We start from the raw sequence: 19,637 nt of genomic DNA on the forward strand, positions 1-19,637 counted from the left end.
ACGATACAATGTCGCGTGTGACATGTTATTGAATCTGGAGGGATCACTCAATGACCAAAGGACAACAACCAAACGAGAAACCAATGCTTATCCCGCAACCCATTCGTAGTGATGGCGCTGGAGGACCTGACCTGGGACCCAGAGACGTCATGAGAGATAGACAAAACCCCGATATGCTGGTACCTCCAGCAACCGATAATGGGTTATTGCCCAATCTGAGAATGTCTTTTTCCGATACACATATGCAATTGAACCATGGCGGTTGGTCACGTGAAATCACCGTACGGGATCTCCCTATTGCCACTACACTGGCTGGTGTGAACATGAGCCTGACACCCGGAGGTGTACGGGAATTACACTGGCATCAACAATCCGAGTGGGCCTATATGATCTGGGGAACGGCAAGAATCACTTCGGTAGATCAGAAAGGACGTAATTTTATTGCGGATGTCGGGCCTGGCGATCTCTGGTTTTTCCCCAAAGGTCTACCCCATTCCATTCAGGGGCTGGAGGATGGTTGTGAATTTCTGCTTGTGTTTGATGACGGGTCCTTCTCCGATCTGAATACGTTATCCATATCCGATTGGTTTGCTCATACGCCACCAGAGGTATTGTCTGTAAATTTCGGCGTACCCGAATCCGCTTTTCAGTCAATGCCGAAAGAACAGGTGTACATTTTCCAAGATACTGTCCCGAGTTCCATCGAGAGCCAGGAAGTTCAATCCCCATACGGTACCGTTCCTCCCACATTCAAACACCGATTGCTGGCCCAAGAACCGCTCATTACACCTGGCGGAAGTGTACGGATTGTCGACTCCACCAACTTCCCCATCTCAACTACCGTTGCAGCCGCCCTCGTTGAGATCCAACCTGGCGCCATGCGTGAACTGCACTGGCATCCTAATGCAGATGAATGGCAATACTATCTGACAGGACAAGGAAGAATGACCGTCTTTGGAGGCAATGGCATTGCTCGCACATTTGATTATCGGGCTGGAGATGTCGGATATGTTCCTGTCGCAATGGGACACTATATACAGAATACCGGTACAGACACTTTATGGTTTTTGGAGATATTCCGAAGCGATCGCTTTGAGGATGTCTCGCTGAATCAGTGGATGGCATTAACCCCTCGGGATTTGGTCCGTGACAATCTAAATGCACCGCCTGAGTTGCTCGATGCCTTGCGTAAAGTGAAATGGCCTGTTGTTTAATTTAGTATGCACCTCTATCATTTGTGCTGAAATGGGGTAATTGTCAGAGAATCCCACTATATAAGGAGGAATATGAAGATGAGAGCTGTTACGTTTCAGGGAATCAAGGATATTCAAGTCAAAGAGGTTGAAGACCCCAAACTGCAACAGAAGGATGACATTATCGTTCGTATTACTTCCACGGCTATATGTGGATCAGATTTGCATATTTATCAGGGAGCTCTGCCAGCTGCCAAAGATTACGTTATCGGTCATGAACCGATGGGCATTGTAGAAGAAGTAGGTCCGGAAGTGACACGTGTGAAGAAGGGGGACCGCGTGGTCCTGCCTTTTAACATCGCTTGTGGTGAATGCTTCTATTGCAATCATGACATGGAGAGCCAGTGCGATAATTCCAATGGCAATCCAGATATTCATACAGGTGGTTATTTTGGGTTCACCGAACGCTACGGAAATCACCCCGGAGGTCAGGCAGAATTATTGCGTGTTCCCTACGGGAACTTTACTCCGTTTGTGATTCCGGAATCCTGTGAACTGGAAGATGAAGCCTTGTTGTTCCTGTCCGATGTTCTTCCAACCGCATATTGGAGCGTGGAGAATGCCGGAGTTAAACCGGGAGATACGGTCACTGTACTCGGTAGTGGACCCATTGGGCTGATGACGCAGAAGTTCGCTTGGATGAAAGGTGCCAAACGTGTTATTGCTGTGGATCGCCTGCCCTATCGACTGGAAAAAGCCAAACGTTTGAATGATGCAGAGATCTTTAATTTCGAAGATTACGATGATATGGGTGAGCACATTCGTGAGATTACACAAGGCGGGACCGACGTTGTTATCGACTGTGTAGGTATGGATGGTAAAAAGAACATGCTGGAAGAAATCGGACAGAAACTGAAACTTCATGGCGGTTCACTGAGCGCGATCGAAATCGGCATGAAGGCCATTCGCAAATTCGGTACTCTTCAACTTACGGGTGTATATGGCTCTTCCTACAACATGTTCCCGTTAGGTAATCTGTTTGAACGCAATATCAATCTTAAAATGGGACAAGCTCCTGTTATACATTACATGCCTGAATTATTCCGCAAAATCACTGCTGGTGAATTTGATCCAACGGAGATCATCTCCCATCGGATTTCACTGGAGAATGCAAGCGATGCGTATCGCATTTTCAATGATCATGAAGACGAATGTACCAAAGTTATACTAAAACCCTGAACTGTCGCTCTGAATATAAATATGCAAAATAAAACAAGCAGATCTACCTGTTCAAGGTACTCTGCGTGTTTTATTTTATCGACACCTAATCAGGCATAAGTGGGTTTAATCGCTTGGATATACACACTTTCTCCTTCGAAGCTGTCGAGCTTCCCGTTCGTTGTCACTTCAAAATTAAAAAATTTCCGGATGATGGACGGTGCACTCAACATGCTTGCTTCAAGTTCCCCTCTCTCCCGTTCCGGCAGTGCTGCACGATTACACCATTCTTCAAATTTAAAACGCTTCTGGAAGGAAACCATCATTTCCATTCGGAAGCCCGCATACTCCAGCATATGAATCCATTCCGTCTTGCGCCATGCTCGAACATGGCTTGCATCCCGGCACTTCTCCACTTCATTGTAAAACTGGTCATTCTCATCACGTTCAGGTGCCACGTTGTCAATAAATAACAACCTTCCACCGGGCTTCATTACTCGTAATGCCTCATGAACAAACGAAGAAACGTCCGGAAAATGGTGAGCAGCGATTCGGCAGGTCACCAGGTCAAAGACATCATCATCGAATGGCAGCTTCTTGCATCTCCGGCTACAAAATCTACATTACCGTAACCATTCCCCTGGATAAATGCTTCAGCTGCCTGAAGCATTTCCTCCGTTAGATCGAGAGCTGTCACCCGCTGAACAAGTGGAGCCAAAGCATTCGCAACATGCCCTCCCCCAGTGGCGATATCCAGCACGTTCATATCCGGAGTGGCTTGAGATGAAGCCACGAGCAACGCGAGATCCTCACCTTTGGCATGCCCCGCACTCGTCACGTATTTTCCTGCATTTTCCGCAAACTGCTTCTGCACCTGACTTTTGATTACATCAGACATTCCAATTCCTCCTGCACAAGTTTCATTAGACGAAACATAGTTTCAAAATATAATTATATTTATTTTACCACATATGAATGTAAAAGCTAAATAAGCATTTTACACAAATTCAGAAGCAACTTTCCACTACGCGACGAAAAAACTCAAATAAAAAAACATCCCCCAAGTGAATTTCACCCAGGAGATGTTACTTATATTTGTTACTTCACGAGCGTTGGTGACTTCTTCCACAGTCCCAGAATCAGACCGGAGATCACAGAACCAATCGCAACAGCGAGCAGGAACAATACTGCGTGGTTCGCCAGTGCTGCAACAAAGATCCCGCCATGCGGAGCTGGTACATTAATGTGCCACAGTTGTGTCAATCCGCCAGCAACAGCGGAACCCAGAATACAAGAAGTTAATACACGCAATGGATCAGCCGCAGCAAATGGAATTGCACCTTCTGTAATGAACGAGAATCCAAGTACATAGTTAGTCAGGCCTGATTTGCGTTCTTGCTCTGTAAATTTGGATTTGAAGAACGTTGTTGCAAGTGCAATCGCCAGAGGAGGCACCATACCGCCTGCCATAACCGCTGCCATCCATGCACCGTCTGTGTTACCACTGGATGTGAATACGCCGATAGCGAACGTGTAAGCCGCTTTGTTGAACGGTCCACCCATATCGATGGACATCATACCGCCAAGCAGCAAGCCCAGCAATACCGCATTACCTGTTCCCAGATTACCAAGCGCATCTACAAGCCATGTGTTCAGGGAACCAAAGATTGGATCAAAGACATAGAAACTGATGGCACCCACGATCAGCAAACCAAATACCGGATACAGCAAGATTGGTTTCAAACCATCAATCGCTTTTGGCAACCCTTTGAACAACTTACGAAGACCAATAACTACATAACCCGCAAGGAAACCGGCAGCCAAACCACCAAGGAAACCGGCGTTTGAGTTAACCGCCATCAATCCACCGACCATACCAGGCATCAGGGCTGGGCGATCACCAATACTCATCGCGATAAATCCGGCAAGTACGGGAATCAGGAAGTGGAATGCACCTGTTCCGCCACCAATCGTTTGAAGCAGCTGCACAATCGGATTTTCAGGACTAGCAATCTGTTCAAACAAGAAGGAGATTGCAAGCAGGATACCGCCACCTACAACAAATGGCAGCATATGCGAGATACCATTCATCAGATCTTTATAGATTTTGCTACCTACACTGATCTTACCAGCGCTTGCTCCCTCTTCCTTGGCATTTCCGCCTTGGCTGCGATAGATCGGTGCATCGCCGTTAACAGCTTTGCGAATCAGCTCTTCGGGTTTACGGATTCCATCACTCACCGGTCTTTGCAATACCGGTTTGCCATCGAAACGTGCCATCTCTACATTTTTGTCTGCGGCAACGATAACCCCTTTAGCACGAGCGATCTCATCAGCCGTAAGGACATTCTGTGCTCCTTCGGAACCGTTCGTCTCTACGCGAATATTGATGCCCATTTCCTGAGCTTTCTTTTTAAGTGCATCTTCAGCCATAAACGTATGCGCTATCCCTGTTGGACAGGCTGTAACCGCAACAACAAAATCTTCCGAATTGGCATTACCTACAATCACACCAGAAGTGTTTTGTTGCTGACCACTAGTAGAAGTGGATGCGGCATTTGCTGCTTTTTCAGCTTTTGCTTTTTCTTTCGCTGCTTCCTTCTCAGCTGCTTCAGCCTGTTTGGCATCAAACAATGCACTAACTTCCGCAGGTGTATCTGTACTCATCAATTGTGAGATGAAATCGCTATCAATCAACAACCTGGAAAGAGCTGCAAGCGTACGCAGATGGGTATTACCTGCGCCTTCTGGAGCCGCAATCATGAAGAACACATGAGCTGGCTGATCATCCAACGCTTCAAAATCAAGCCCTTTTCTACTCTTGGCAAATACAACCGTTGGTTCGTTCACTGCTGTTGTCTTGGCATGTGGCATCGCAATTCCGCCACCAATCCCCGTGCTGGATTCAGCTTCTCTTTTATAGATCATTTCCTTGAACAGGACCGGATCATTAATTCGTCCGCTTCGGTTCAGGCTTGCAATTAGTTCATCAATAGCCTCATCTTTGGTTGTGGCTTGCAGGTCCATGATCATCGTTTCCTGGATCATCAAGTCTGTTATTCTCATCTTGGTACACTCCCTTAAGTTCAGTCGGCCTGCATAGGCAGGCCTCACTACAATACAATTACAATGAAAACCTTTTATATGACCGTTAGACTAGATCGTCGTAATGGTTACTTGATTGCGCAATTCGTCAATCAGTTCACGTGTTGCCAGGTCATCCGAGAACGCAGTCGCGCTTCCAGATGCAACCCCTGTGCGGAAAGCTTCCAGCAAATCTCCGCTCTGTACATAGGTACCTACGAATCCGCCAATCATGGAGTCACCGGCACCAACCGAGTTTTTCACAGTGCCTTTTGGCACATTTGCATGATGAACTTCCGCTTTGGTAATGAATAGTGCACCCTCTCCTGCCATGGAGATTAACACATGTTTAGCACCGGCTTCCAGCAACTTACGCCCGTATAACACCAGTTCCTCGCGAGTATCAATCGTTACACCGAACAGTTCAGCCAGTTCATGATGATTTGGCTTCACCAGCAATGGTGCATGTTCAAGAGCTTCCATTAACGCAGGGCCCGTTGTATCAATTACAAATTCGGCACCCGTATGCTTGCAGACTTTAATGAGACGATCATAAAAATCCGTTCCAAGTGAAGGCGGTACGCTTCCGGAGAGAATGACAATATCTCCTTTGTGCAATGAAGACAATTTGTGAAGCAGCTGTTCTGCCTCTTCTGCACTTATTGCAGGTCCAAGACCATTAATCTCTGTCTCTTCTCCATGCTTCAGCTTGATGTTAATGCGAGTATCGTCTGCAATTGTGACAAAGTCTGTCCGGATGTTATCTTCTTGCAACTTGTCATTAATGAAACGTCCTGTGAATCCACCAAGGAAACCAATGGCCGTGTTATCTGCTCCAAGTTGATTCAGTATGCGAGAGACATTAATGCCCTTGCCTCCAGGGAGCTTCAAATCCCGATTCATTCGATTCAATCCGCCAAGCTTCAGCTCATCCACTTCCACGATGTAATCAATGGACGGGTTAAGTGTTATCGTATATATCATCGTTATCCCTCAATTATTTTAGTTTTCTGGGCGATTCCAGGCCGCCAATGTTCTGGCATCTGCTCGGTAATCAAATCGGCCTCCTCCAAATCAAACAATTTGGCAAAAGTAATTTCCCCTATTTTGCTGGAATCAGCCAGCACATAAGATTTTCCCGACAATTGATGTGCACGCCTTTTAATCAAGGCTTCCTCCGGATCAGGTGTTGTATACCCCATTTCGGGGTCAACTCCGTTGCTTCCAAGAAAACATTTATCAAAACGGAAGTTATCCATGTTCTGTAATGCGATACTGCCAATGACTGCTTTCGTATGAATTTTCATCATACCTCCGAGCAAGTAACTGCGAATACGTTTGCTTACCAATGCCTCAACATGTGAAAGTCCGTTGGTAACCACCGTTACGTCCTTAGCTTCAATGAAAGGAATCATGGCTAACGTTGTCGTTCCTGCATCCAGATATATGCATTCGCCATTTTCGATCTCCTGTGCAGCCAAACGGGCAATCGTTGTTTTCTGTTGAATGTTTTTGAACGTTTTTTCTTCCATACCCGGTTCCAGCGTTTTTTCATTCACCAGGGCGGCACCGCCATGGATGCGTTTGAGCATCTGACGACTCTCCAGATCGATCAAGTCACGTCTAATCGTTGATTCAGAAGCACCTAACACATCAACAAGCTCTTGCAATTTCACAATTCCCTGTAAATGTAAGCGCTCTATAATTGCAGCATATCGTTCTTCAGTCAGCATCTTCATTCCTCCAACTGCTTCTATAGTATCATAAACTCCTCAAAAAACAACCACTTTCATTCAAAATAATTTAAAAACATTCAAAAACCCGCATCTTTCGACTTATTTCCTTGTCCAATCGTCCCTTTCTCTGACTCCTGAACGCGCAACCTTTCGAATCTCCATTAAAAATCTTGCAGCCTCCAGCGCTTGATGCGCGGCGTTGCAGGATTTTGCTTTTCATGGGAATCTCATGACGTTTATGACTCTACAAGCATTACATCCGGTTTAGGTTTAAGCCATTTGCCATCCTCATTAATAAATGCCCCCTTGAAGCGGCCCATCTCCAATTGTTCAATCAGCCTCTCCTCGTCCATGACCAGAATCTCAGCGAGCTGCCCAGAGGTGTAATAATGAGCGGGATTGTAATCGAGCAGCACAGGAACAGACGTATCATATAGTTCTTTGATCAGATTCTCAAAGGAATGACGACCCAGGTTCTCCATGTCTCTATAAAACTGCAAATGTTGGGACACCATATTACGGAAAGATTTATTCTCCAGATGCATCCACAACGTATTGCAAGCCTGAACACTCATATGATTTTGTTCCACATCGTAAAATTGAACTTCTTCAATCTTCATGTATTTCTCTTGAAATGCAACGATCTTAATCAAAGGTACATTTCGTTTACGCGACGCTTTCTTCAAATGGGCTCTAAATTGTTCATAGTTCATTTCATTCATCTATTATCCCTGCCTTTAACATGTTCCAACCGACATTTTACAACAAATTAAAGGCAAGTGTAACCTTCATCATGTGAAAAACAAAAAAACGTGCAGCATCAGATGCCACACGTTCACAATATTATAGAGTGCGGTTACTCAGCGAGCGCACCACTTTTCACCCACGAAGCCGTAAATTCCTGTTCTTCATACGCATAGAATTGTTGCAAAATAACCTCCCGATCATCGAGGAACAATTCATCCGCTATGGCAGTGACCAGTTTGGGCACCGCACTCTTGGTCCCAGATATGGCCGATGCCGACAGACCGCAGCTGGCAAGTGCAGAGTAGTTAAATACAAACAGTCCGTGCAACGGTTTCTCACCCTGTTCACTTCTGCTGGTCATTGCAAACCCCGAACTCAGATACGGATGTGCATCCAGCAATGCATTGCGATGCTCTGGCGGTGCCTGATAACAGTCCTCCCAGCGCGCGATGTATGGCTCTACAAGCTTCAGTTCAGGACGGAGTGCCGGATCACTAAGCAGACCTGTGCTAATAATTAGAAAATCAAACGTAAATGCTCCCTTTGCCGTGTGCACAATCGCGCCTTGGTCCGTCGCTTCTACACTCAGCCAAGGCGAGTTCAAATGCAGTTCGAATCCAGGCCAGGCTGCCGCACGATTAAACGTATCGTTGGTTGGTGGTTGATTGAATTTGAAGAAATGAGAGATCACTTCATATTTATCAGCAACCGGAAGAGCGTGGTATCGCTCGATCATACCGGATTGTTCCATCTGACGAATAGGATTAACACTAGGCAGCTGTTCCCGCCGTACAAATACATGAGCTTCCGCCACACCAGTGGCAAGCGCATAACTGGCATTATCAAAAGCCGAAGCGCCGCCGCCAAGCACTGCAACCCGTTTACCTTTTAATTGATCAAAATCAATCGCTTCAGACGTATGGGCATACAGCTCCCGAGGTAATCTATCGGCAATCATGGAAGGTACATGCCACTGTCCGCCCCCTTGAATTCCCGTAGCAAACACTACTTTGCGAGCAAGTATCACATTCATCTGAGCTCCTGCCTTATTCACATGAAGTCGATGTATACCGTCCTCTATTGGCTCAACCAGTGTCAATTTCACCTCATTAAGCACAGGCAGATTCAGCACTTCCCGATACCAGCGTAAATAATTCATCCAATCCCCACGCGGGATTTTATCTACCTCTTCCCAACCTTCGGGCCCAACCTGTGCTTCCCACCATGAGCGAAAGGTTAACGAGGGGATACCCAGATCGATGGAAGTCAGATGCTTGGGTGTACGCAGAGTAACCATACGCGCATAAGTCTCCCAAGGTCCTTCCAGCCCTGATGTATTCTCGTCAATGACAACAATATTGGAGATCCGTTCACGAAGAAGTCCAAATGCTGCCCCTAATCCACTTTGTCCCCCGCCCACAATGACTACATCATAGACATGACCATCTGCATGTTCTCTTGGACGTACCCAATTGGTGCCTCCAAATGACAAATAATCCAGATCATTTTTCACACGTTCATTCAAAGCTTCCAGGCTCATGATTCATCAACCCTTTCGAGATACATATATGAACTAGTCTTTCTTTGATTATTTGATGTGAGTTTTTTGTCAGTTATATTGAGAATAATTTACTTTTTCTTTGTGTTTCTGAAATATATTAGCGTTATTATATGAGTTATTGGGGATGTTTTGAAGTTCGCGGTAGCTTTATTGTCATCAACACTAAAAATATCTGACATGCTTGTTAATTCGTACGAAATCCTAACTGGATTATTGATGCAGTTCCTGCTGAACGGATGATTTGCAGAAAATAAAAAAAGACAGACCAAGATGTAACCTTGGTCTGTCTTCAAAAAGGGAATGCTATTGGCCGGTTTGTTCACGGCGCTGCAATTTTTCATTAGTTAATTTCTCAGGGGTCACATCATGACCCAGTGGGTCTACAACGGATACTGCCAGCATGGTAGTCAGCACCTGACCTCGAATAGCCTGCAAATATTGTTTTCTAAGCTCCTGCTGCTCGCTTTTTTCTGCTTTTGTCAAACCAACGCTGCTGCGTTGCTTTCGACTTAATTCGTTAATGCGTCCCAAAATAGGAATCATGAAATCCACCTCACTTGTTAGTCCACTTTCCAAAAGATATTTCGAATATCTTCAAACTAACTTATTACAACTTCACGAATTTGTCCATAGGCGCGCAATCCGTTAAGAAGTTTTTAGGTGATCTCGTGCACAGACCACACGATGCCATTCGTAGCACCACTGCCCAGATTCAACGTAATCGTCAGCCCGTTTGCGGCATAAAACAGTCCAATTACATCTCCCGCATTCAATGCCACTTCTACCGCCAAAGTTACTGCACCGCTTCCCAGCACTGCCCGTAGTGTTAGTAGTGTAACGGCTATATTCAGTACGGGCAATAAACCACTAACCAGTGTTGTAACCGTAGGTGATGTCCTCTGGACAAGAAAAGCAGGGTTCACTCCAGCACCCAGTGATAGGGCGATCGCTGCGGTCGTTGCATAATTGATTGTGGCCACAATCGAATATCTTCCAGTTACCGGGACGGTATAGTTTCCTGTGGTTGCATTGAAGTTGGCATTACCGTAATAAGGAGCCGTGGTCGTCCAGTTGGTTAGCTGTGTGCTGGTTGCTGTCGAAAGTGTAGCCAGGAATGCCGAGAACCCTTGTGTTGCAAAATTGGGGCCGGTTGGTCCAGTGGCTCCGGTCAAGCCCGTGGCCCCGGTTGCACCTGTTGTTCCTGTGATTCCTGTTGCTCCAGTGGCTCCCGTAGCTCCGGTTGCACTCGTTACACCGGTTGCCCCAGTAGTTCCAGTAGCTCCGGTAACCCCAGTGACCCCAGTTGCACCTGTAGTTCCTGTTGTCCCAGTTACACCAGTTAGTCCTGTAGCTCCCGTTATTCCTGTTTCTCCAGTTGCTCCAGTCGCGCCAGTTATACCTGTAACTCCTGCTGAACCAGTACTTCCGGTGGCTCCTGTTACACCTGTGAGCCCTGTAGCCCCAGCTGCTCCGGTCGCGCCAGTAATACCCGTGGTTCCTGTTGCTCCAGTCGTACCGGTTGTACCCGTAACGCCAGTTGTGCCGGTTATGCCAGTGGCACCAGTCGCGCCGGTTACGCCAGTAACTCCCGTCGTTCCCGTTGCTCCAGTAGCCCCGGTGGGTCCCGTCACACCTGTCGTACCTGTGACCCCTGTTACACCCGTCTCTCCAGTTTGGCCAGTTGTGCCGGTGGCTCCTGTAATTCCAGTCACACCCGTAATGCCAGTTACCCCGGTCGTGCCGGTTATTCCTGTTTCACCAGTAATACCCGTTGGACCGGTTGCCCCAGTAATTCCAGTAGCACCAGTCGTACCTGTAACTCCGGTTATGCCAGTCGCACCAGTGGCTCCGGTTATGCCAGTCGCACCAGTGGCTCCGGTTGGTCCTGTTGTACCCGTAACACCAGTTGTGCCAGTTATGCCAGTGGCACCAGTCGCGCCGGTTACACCAGTAACTCCCGTCGTTCCTGTTGCTCCAGTAGCCCCGGTGGGTCCCGTCACACCAGTCGTACCTGTTACCCCTGTTGGACCTGTATCTCCAGTGGCACCCGTAGTGCCGGTAAATCCAGTAATTCCTGTTACACCAGTAGTGCCTGTCGGACCGGTTATTCCAGTCGTACCTGTGCTCCCAGTTAGACCCGTCTCTCCAGTGACGCCTGTTGCTCCGGTTGCACCAATTGTACCCGTAACGCCAGTTAAGCCAGTCGTGCCGGTTGCACCTGTAACACCAGTTGTTCCCGTCGCACCCGTACTTCCAGTAGCTCCAGTTAGACCCGTTTCCCCGGTGACACCTGTGACTCCTGTTAGCCCCGTCTCTCCAGTTGCACCAGTTGTTCCGGTTGCGCCGGTTACTCCAGTGGAACCTGTACTTCCTGTTTCTCCAGTCGCACCTGTTGGGCCAGTTACACCAGCTGTACCCGTGGTTCCTGTGATCCCAGTCGCACCATTGGCTCCCGTAATTCCCGTCGTTCCAGTTACGCCAGTCACTCCCGAGATACCTGTAATTCCGGTTGCTCCATTCGCCCCAGTCGGTCCCGTCGCTCCTGTCGTGCCTGTGAATCCTGTTAGTCCCGTTTCCCCAGTGACACCAGTCAGTCCGGTAGCTCCGGTCTCACCGGTGATTCCGGTTAACCCTGTTTCTCCAGTTACACCTGTCGTCCCCGTGTTTCCTGTAGCACCCGTAATTCCGGTAGCTCCGGTAATTCCTGTTGTGCCACTAACTCCGGTTGCACCTGAAATCCCCGTTTCTCCAGTTGCGCCAGTTGATCCCGTCACACCTGTCGTTCCTGTGACCCCTGTTTGACCTGTATCTCCAGTAATTCCTGTGGCTCCTGTTACACCAGTATTGCCGGTTATGCCTGTAACTCCCGTAGTACCGGTCGTACCTGTTATGCCAGTAACGCCGGTTGTACCTGTACTTCCCGTTGCCCCTATCGCCCCAGTAGATCCTGTAGCACCTGTAACTCCGGTGGTACCCGTTTCTCCAGTAGCCCCGGTCGGTCCTGTCACACCTGTCGTGCCGGTGTTCCCAGTTAGACCCGTCTCTCCAGTGGCACCAGTTGCTCCGGTAACACCAGTTACTCCTGTGGTACCGGTAGTTCCCGTTACTCCTGTATCCCCGGTGGGTCCTGACACACCAGTCGTACCTGTGACTCCAGTTGCTCCGATCGCACCTGTAATGCCTGTAAATCCAGTAATACCTGTTGCACCGGTTACTCCAGTCGTTCCTGTTGTGCCCGCAATTCCAGTAACGCCAGTTAATCCGGTTGTACCTGTTGGTCCTGTTTCACCAGTGACACCACTTATACCAGTGGCCCCAGTGAGTCCTGTCACACCAGTCGTACCTGTGATACCGGTAGTGCCAGTAGCACCAGTAATTCCCGTGAGGCCTGTAATTCCACTAGAACCGGTTACACCTGTGGTACCCGTAACGCCAGGTAATCCGGTCGTACCTGTAACTCCTGTTTCACCAGTATTACCTGTTATTCCAGTACTTCCTGTAGTTCCGGTTATTCCTGTTTCGCCAGTGACTCCGGTGGGCCCCGTTAGACCAGTCGTGCCTGTAACTCCTGTTAGCCCCGCCTCACCAGTACTTCCTGTCGCTCCGGTGAATCCTGTCAAACCAGTCGTGCCGGTTGCCCCCGTCACACCAGTTAATCCAGTTGCCCCCGTAGTTCCTGTTGTTCCAGAAGTACCAGTGCTTCCTGTAACTCCAGTCTCACCCGTAATACCTGTTAGACCCATCTCTCCAGTGACGCCAGTCGCTCCGGTCGTACCAGTACTTCCTGTCGTTCCTGTGTTGCCTGTTTCTCCACTAGTACCAGTTGCGCCAGTTAGTCCAGTCGTACCTGCTGTACCCGTAACGCCAGTAACTCCCGTAGACCCGATCCCCCCAGTGGGGCCTGTCGTACCAGTAAGTCCCGTTTCCCCAGTGGCACCAGTTGCGCCGATCGCACCTGTTATCCCTGTCGTGCCGGTTATGCCAGTATTTCCAGTTGGACCCGTACTTCCCGTTGCTCCTATTTCCCCAGTAAATCCTGTAGCGCCTGTAACTCCGGTGATACCTGTCTCACCAGTAGTTCCAGTCAAACCTGTCTCTCCGGTGATACCTGTCTCACCAGTAGTTCCAGTCAAACCTGTCTCACCGGTTGAGCCGGTCGTACCTGTAATCCCAGTTTCTCCTGTAGTCCCTGTCGGTCCCGTTACACCAGTCGGTCCTGTTGAGCCCGTTGCTCCAGTAAATCCTGTTTCACCAGTAGATCCTGTTAGTCCCATCACACCAATTCCAGTTGAACCAGTTGCTCCAGTGAATCCGGTAGCCCCAGCTAATCCTGCAACTCCAGTTGGACCTGTAAAGCCGGTTATACCGGTATTTCCTGTAGCACCGGTCACGCCTGTAACACCAAATCCGGTAATTCCAGTTGCGCCAGTTGTTCCTGTAGCTCCTGTGCTTCCTGTAGATCCAGTTGCTCCCGCCTCACCCGTTGGACCGGTCGGACCTGTAAATCCTGTATTTCCAGTTACACCTGTGGTGCCCATCAGTCCGGTAGCTCCTGTTGCACCTGTGACTCCAGTAACTCCGGTACTTCCCGTGGTTCCAGTTACTCCGGTCCGTCCTGTTAAATAGGTTGCTCCCCATATGCCGGGATACCCAGGGTCTCCGGTTAACCCAGTCGCACCTGTTGCTCCAGTGAATCCTCTCATTCCCCGATAACCACGTGGGCCGCGAAGGAAAGGAATCCTGTGGCTTTTCTTTTTTTTGCATTTACGTCTGCTTTTCTTACAAGACTTACTCTTCTTCTTTGGGATAGAGTGCTTTTTTAATTTTTTGGCTTTCCTTTTACCTGTACTGTTTGAGGAAATTTTGCGTTTCCTTTTGGACATACCGCTCACAAGAAAATCCCCCCTCCTTGTACACCACGTCAATCTCCGCATTTTACAATAGTACACTCTATGCCCGGGACTAGCTTTGTGCGCCCCCTATTCAATACACCTATGAAACCTTCATGGGTAGTTAGTGATCAATCAATTACTATTATCTAAAAAATATATTCCCTATCCCCCCCCTGCAACTCAACTCCTTAATCGTCAAAGCAATTCCTTCTTCAAAAGATGTTGCCACAACCGGGCCAATCCGTTCCTCATACTTCTGTCTACTCAAGATCAGGGGTTCCTCGGTCAGATATAACATTTCTACAATTTCTTTCATAACGGGTACACCTAGTCCAATCACCGACAATCCTACTTTTCCTATCGCCAGCACAGGTTTGCTTCTTCCCGCAGCCTTCTGTGCCAATCGCACGATGTCATGACCCGAGATGATCCCCGATCCAGGAATGTTCCAGTTCTGTCCATACGTCGTCTCTCTGCTTGCCAGCTCCACTACCATGACTGCAGCATCCGGTAAATAGATGTACTCTCTCGGCACCTTCATATTTCCGATAAAAAAAGCCATCTTACCTTTCGCTATCGCTTCAAGGGTCGAACCCAGATAAGAGGCCTGATTAGCCGTTGGGCCATAATAATCTGGCAAGCGAACGATCATCACCTGAGCTCTGCTCCATCTTGTGCTGAATAACATTTGTTCATATGCAAGTCGTGTCTTGCCTTTGCGGGTATGCGGCTGCTTTGGATGTTCTTCTGTTACCTCGTTCATTTGTCTTCTGCCATAGGGGTAGATTCCATCTATTACCACCACTCTTATCATCATATACCGACCTCTTTCACCCATTTAGTTATTGATCAATTACTTACCTGAAAACAATATAAATTACAATTAGTGATTGATCAATAACTAAAATTCAAGAAGGGACTTTACCTCCCTCTCTATCGTTCCTTCAGCTCCGGCATATCCAATGCATTAGATACATTACACAACATCCCGATTGCCAGAAAAATCATGGTTCTTTTCAGCGGTTCAGCAATTCCTGCAACGGTGAATGCTTCCAGTACCATACTTCGTACATCACTAATGCCTTTTTGCATCGCCTGACGAATGACTTCTTCCCGGATCGTTTGCGCCTGCATCTGAAGCAATATTTCGCTCTTGTGCGATTCCAGAATCGTATCATAGGCTTCAATTAGATCATTCTCCAACTGATCTGGCGTCGCCGTCTCCACCACAATTCGAAACGAATCAATCACCCGTGTCCAGGAGACCTCAATTGCAGTTAATAATAAAGCTTCCTTTGTTTTGAAAAAACGAAATATATACGGCTGTGAGATCTGTGCCCGTTCAGCCACCTGGGCTGTAGTCGCACGATAATAGCCAATTTCCGCGAATACGTCAATTGCTGCAGAGATAATATCATTTCGCCGGTTAACTGACGCTGCTGTTTCCTTAGCCATGATAATCCGTCCTCCAATAGTTAGTGATTAATTGATCAATAGCTTGAAGTATAACGAATACGATACCTCAATGCAAAGGTATTGTGACCCTGTGCAAAGCCAACAAACCCGCAGACGCTGACTCAAGCCGCTGCAGGTTGTGTAACTTGTCAATCATAGATTCTATCCACTGGAAACCGAAGAGAACATGGATTGTCTGAAACAGATTCATACCGTGCGGTAAAAAAGTGTCTGTTCACTGCTGGAGAAGTTTGCGCAATCGGGATTCCGAATCCAGCTTCGGACAACTATTACAATATTCATGTGCGTGACTGCCGCTCCCAACCTGATATGCCAAACAACAATATCGGCGTATCAGGAACGGCGATCCCTGCCACCCGGAATGTTCGAAGCGCTGCAACTCATTGGCAAATGTACATGCATTATCGTTTTGTCGATCCAGCCAGAGGCTTTGATCTGCTTGAATCTTTGCAAGCCGTTCATCTGTCTTCCATATGCTCTGATCATTGATCATACGTGCATACAATTGTTGCACATTATGGGCAACCAGAGACCACATGACCTTATCGCTCGCGCCTGTAGCAACGGCTACCGCTCGCAGGACAGGTTCCAGATGTAGCAACACTCTCTTTTTGAGCAAGCCGCTCTCTGATCTGCGCTGAACAGGATCTCCACCCTCCAGAAAGGTTCTCTCCAGCAGAGTCTCATACCGCATGCCACCTGCTCCATTCAATTCAAACCGCACATCATCGTCTGCAATGCTAAGTATAGTATCATATAGACTGAATGCTGAGATTACGGACATAACGAACACTGAATAACGCTTAGCAAAAAGTGTACCAACGGCCACACTTCCTTTGCCACCCAGTTGAAGCCCTTGCTGCACAGCCTGTTCATGCAATATCGAGTTTCGTTTCTCATCATTCAGCAGATCCTTCACGCGGAAAGGATACTTGGAATCATCGCAGTCCACCCGGATCGTCGTCACAAAAAAATGCTGTAATGCTTCCGACATTTCTGAATAATCCTGTCTTGGATAACGTCCCATCTATTGAATCATATCTTCAACTTCGTTGATAATCTCGCTGCGCCCAATTGCTCCCCAGCCCTTAAACAACCAGAACGAGTCTGTCGTATAGACCTGATCTGCACCAACAGCCGGTACTCCCTTCCAGAGTGAGCTTGCATTGATATTGTTTAAATACTCATCGGCATTTGGGTCAATCTCCAGAACTACAAAATCAGCATCAACATCTGCAATTTTCTCCATGGACAGGTCCTCACGTTGTTCGGCAGGTGTCACAGTCGTTGGCACAAATCCAAGATCATGATACAAAAGTGTGTTGGTTGGATGTCCTTTTGCCGCGTATATTTGCAAGGTCTTCTCTCTTACACGCAGATAAGCCAACTTTTTTTGATCCAGTTGTTCGATCTTCGCTTTTAGTTGCTTCGCCTGCTGTTCTACCTCGGCTATCTTTTCTTTTGCCAGATCCACTTTGTTGTACATCCCGGCAATAGTCAACAGATCCTGTGTCCAATATGTTGAATCATCAACAAAATCCAGCCATTCAGTACCCAGTACAATCGTCGGAGCGATTTTCTCCAACTGATCATACGTACTCTCCGCAGTTCGACTCTCAATAACGATGACATCCGGATCAATCTGAAGGATAGCCTCCAGGTTAGGACTGTCTGCAGACCCTACCGTTGGAATGCCGAAAAGCTGATCTGCAAAGTAAGGCAAATAATCTCCTCCGTAACGAACTTCTACATTAACGCCTGCTGGTTTCTCACCAATCGTCAACATGTGATCGATGTAAGCAGCAGATAATACCACCATACGCTCTATCTTTTGCGGTACAACCGCTGTTCCTTTAAGATGTTTGATCGTTTGTGTACCACTCTCTTCCACAGTTGTATCCTGTTGCTGAGGTGCTGCTTCATTTACTTCCGCTGTCTTGCCACATGCCGCCAGTACGAGCACAAGCAGGGCCAACAGTATCATATTTGATGCTCTCTGTCTTACCATTTGTAGTGAATCCCCTCTACTATTTAATAATAATAATCATTATCACTATAGTAGGGAAAAGCATACAGGCTTACCATGGATTATTCCACTCTCTTCTCTTGCACAATATCACCGTAAGGTAACTCCAAGTTGCTCTGCCACATATCGCATGGCCCACATGCGTCCGGTGGGACCCAGCGTTTTGAAAAAAATATCTCCTGCATTATAGACATGGCCTTCTTGAACAGCCTTTAATGCCAACCATGCACTGGATTGCTGTAATTGCCTCAGTTGAGCACGTGCCTCTTCTGTGGGATCGACCATTACAAACACATGATCCGCGTCGTATAACTGTAAATCGCCAACTTTACTCTCTAAAGCCCACTGTTGTTCCGGAAAATCACGAGGCAAATAAAATCCCAGATCATCATACAATAGGGCTCCTGTCTGGTTATTCAATCCATACATTCGGTAGAAATGAGAGGTCACCCGGATAAACATGGCACTCTGCTTCCCCCACCTCGATTGAATGCGCCCTCGAAGAACCCGGCTCAGTTCAGCATGCTGTTCTATCCACTGTACCGCCTTTTCCTTACGACCCATAATGTCCGCCATGTACAGAAGCCTCTCGCCAAAATGGTTAGTATGCTCCAGCATGGCGGTTGGCGCTATACGATGCAGGGAATCATTTGTCTCCAAACGATCACTTGTAATAATCAGGTCCGGTTGGACTCGCCTCAAATCATCATAGTTCTGATTGAAGCTATCCAGGATAAGTCCCTGATGACTGTGTGCTTGAAGCGCAGGTATGGCAACATGACGAGCCACCCTCTGACCATAGGATAAAGCGGATACTGGCCTCAAACCGAGCGTTATCACATAATCGTCCAACCCGTAATACAAGGTGGCAATGCGATTCACTTTATTTTTCATATACAATGTTGGAGCGATTCCTTCGTTTTTCTTGAAAACTCTGCTGAAATAGTGCTCGTCCTTATAACCCACTTGCTCCGCAATATCCTTGATTTTGTCTGCAGAAAATAAGAGCTGCTTGGCTTTTCCCATACGTTGTTTCAGGATATATTCGATCGGAGTCATATTGAATTGCCGTTTGAATGTTCTTATAAAATGATTCACACTAAGCCCTGCCATGCGGGCCATCTGATCAATTCGAATGTCTTCCATATACTGATGCGTCATATAATCAAGTGCCAAATCCATCCCCGCTACAGGGGGTGTTGCTTCTTTCACGTGCATCATTAACTGAATCAACAACTGATGCAAAAGATGTTTCCTGCGCGTCTTTTTCAGACTCGTAATCGAGTGTTTTCCACTCATCAGGGTATCCATCATCTCCTGAATATCACGTGTATTGGAAGGAACATTAAGTTTGCCCGTCACAGGGAGATCAAATGCCTCGGTATGCCAAGCATACTTACGCCGGGTAAGTGTAACACAGGAAAATAAAATGATCTGATATCGGACAGGTGCTTCCATATCCGTCTGAAACTCCACATGCATTCCTGGCTTCAATAAAAACCACTCGTCTTGAGATACCGTATGTACAATGTTATCCATAGACAAAGATCCCTTGCCCGCGATGACCCTGCAAATGGCGAACCTTTTCCAGATCCGACGCTGTACAGCCCCCGGATTGCTAGAGTAATGGCAGACGTGGACAGAAGAGAGATGTAGTCGCTCCAGTTGTTTGATCCAATCATTTTCCTCCATGCTCACGTTCCC

The 19,637-nt window shown here is 47.5% G+C and carries 13 protein-coding genes and 2 pseudogenes; 2 read left to right on the plus strand and 13 right to left on the minus strand.

From position 1 onward, the window contains the following. Positions 1-50 precede the first annotated feature (50 nt). Together NSQ38_RS26065 and NSQ38_RS26070 are read left to right on the plus strand one after the other, a co-directional pair. Complete coding sequence (locus NSQ38_RS26065; protein WP_339784804.1) at positions 51-1,214, plus strand: oxalate decarboxylase family bicupin; 1,164 nt, start codon at positions 51-53, stop codon at positions 1,212-1,214. Positions 1,215-1,292: 78 nt separating this feature from the next. Further along, on the plus strand, positions 1,293-2,432 hold the full coding sequence (locus tag NSQ38_RS26070) for a zinc-dependent alcohol dehydrogenase (RefSeq protein WP_074094414.1): 1,140 nt from the start codon (positions 1,293-1,295) through the stop codon (positions 2,430-2,432). Positions 2,433-2,521: 89 nt separating this feature from the next. On the opposite strand, the pseudogene NSQ38_RS26075 reads toward NSQ38_RS26070, so the two are convergent. The 13 genes and pseudogenes from NSQ38_RS26075 to NSQ38_RS26135 form a co-directional block, all read right to left on the minus strand. Next, positions 2,522-3,309, minus strand: a pseudogene (locus NSQ38_RS26075) (class I SAM-dependent methyltransferase). 200 nt (positions 3,310-3,509) lie between these two features. Next, positions 3,510-5,477: a fructose-specific PTS transporter subunit EIIC gene (locus NSQ38_RS26080; protein ID WP_339784806.1), complete on the minus strand. Its 1,968-nt coding sequence runs from the start codon at positions 5,475-5,477 to the stop codon at positions 3,510-3,512. Between the two features lie 90 nt (positions 5,478-5,567). Next, on the minus strand, positions 5,568-6,479 hold the full coding sequence (pfkB, locus tag NSQ38_RS26085; protein ID WP_074094411.1) for a 1-phosphofructokinase: 912 nt from the start codon (positions 6,477-6,479) through the stop codon (positions 5,568-5,570). Between the two features lie 2 nt (positions 6,480-6,481). Further along, positions 6,482-7,228: a DeoR/GlpR family DNA-binding transcription regulator gene (locus NSQ38_RS26090; protein WP_017689448.1), complete on the minus strand. Its 747-nt coding sequence runs from the start codon at positions 7,226-7,228 to the stop codon at positions 6,482-6,484. A 239-nt stretch (positions 7,229-7,467) separates the two neighbouring features. Beyond that, entirely contained in the window at positions 7,468-7,953 is a 486-nt protein-coding gene (locus NSQ38_RS26095; protein ID WP_338593438.1) for a hypothetical protein, read from the minus strand. Positions 7,954-8,087: 134 nt separating this feature from the next. Beyond that, on the minus strand, positions 8,088-9,518 hold the full coding sequence (locus tag NSQ38_RS26100) for an NAD(P)-binding domain-containing protein (RefSeq protein WP_339784808.1): 1,431 nt from the start codon (positions 9,516-9,518) through the stop codon (positions 8,088-8,090). A gap of 324 nt (positions 9,519-9,842) precedes the next feature. Then, positions 9,843-10,082, minus strand: coding sequence for a DUF896 domain-containing protein (locus NSQ38_RS26105; RefSeq protein ID WP_338593434.1), 240 nt, complete (start codon positions 10,080-10,082; stop codon positions 9,843-9,845). 113 nt (positions 10,083-10,195) lie between these two features. Beyond that, positions 10,196-13,813: a collagen-like protein gene (locus tag NSQ38_RS26110; RefSeq protein ID WP_339790713.1), complete on the minus strand. Its 3,618-nt coding sequence runs from the start codon at positions 13,811-13,813 to the stop codon at positions 10,196-10,198. 760 nt (positions 13,814-14,573) lie between these two features. Continuing rightward, positions 14,574-15,242, minus strand: a pseudogene (locus NSQ38_RS26115) (NAD-dependent epimerase/dehydratase family protein); the annotation flags it as partial. Between the two features lie 122 nt (positions 15,243-15,364). After that, on the minus strand, positions 15,365-15,886 hold the full coding sequence (locus tag NSQ38_RS26120; RefSeq protein WP_339784810.1) for a TetR/AcrR family transcriptional regulator: 522 nt from the start codon (positions 15,884-15,886) through the stop codon (positions 15,365-15,367). Positions 15,887-16,121: 235 nt separating this feature from the next. Further along, a complete protein-coding gene (locus NSQ38_RS26125; protein WP_339784812.1) occupies positions 16,122-16,901 on the minus strand; it encodes a hypothetical protein in 780 nt (259 codons plus the stop codon). Between the two features lie 33 nt (positions 16,902-16,934). After that, complete coding sequence (locus tag NSQ38_RS26130; protein ID WP_339784813.1) at positions 16,935-17,915, minus strand: ABC transporter substrate-binding protein; 981 nt, start codon at positions 17,913-17,915, stop codon at positions 16,935-16,937. Between the two features lie 108 nt (positions 17,916-18,023). Then, positions 18,024-19,625, minus strand: a complete 1,602-nt coding sequence (locus tag NSQ38_RS26135; protein WP_339784814.1) for an AraC family transcriptional regulator — start codon at positions 19,623-19,625, stop codon at positions 18,024-18,026. Positions 19,626-19,637 lie beyond the last annotated feature (12 nt).

It is taken from the genome of Paenibacillus sp. FSL R7-0313, assembly GCF_037969885.1.
In the GTDB taxonomy this organism is placed as follows: Bacteria; Bacillota; Bacilli; order Paenibacillales; family Paenibacillaceae; genus Paenibacillus.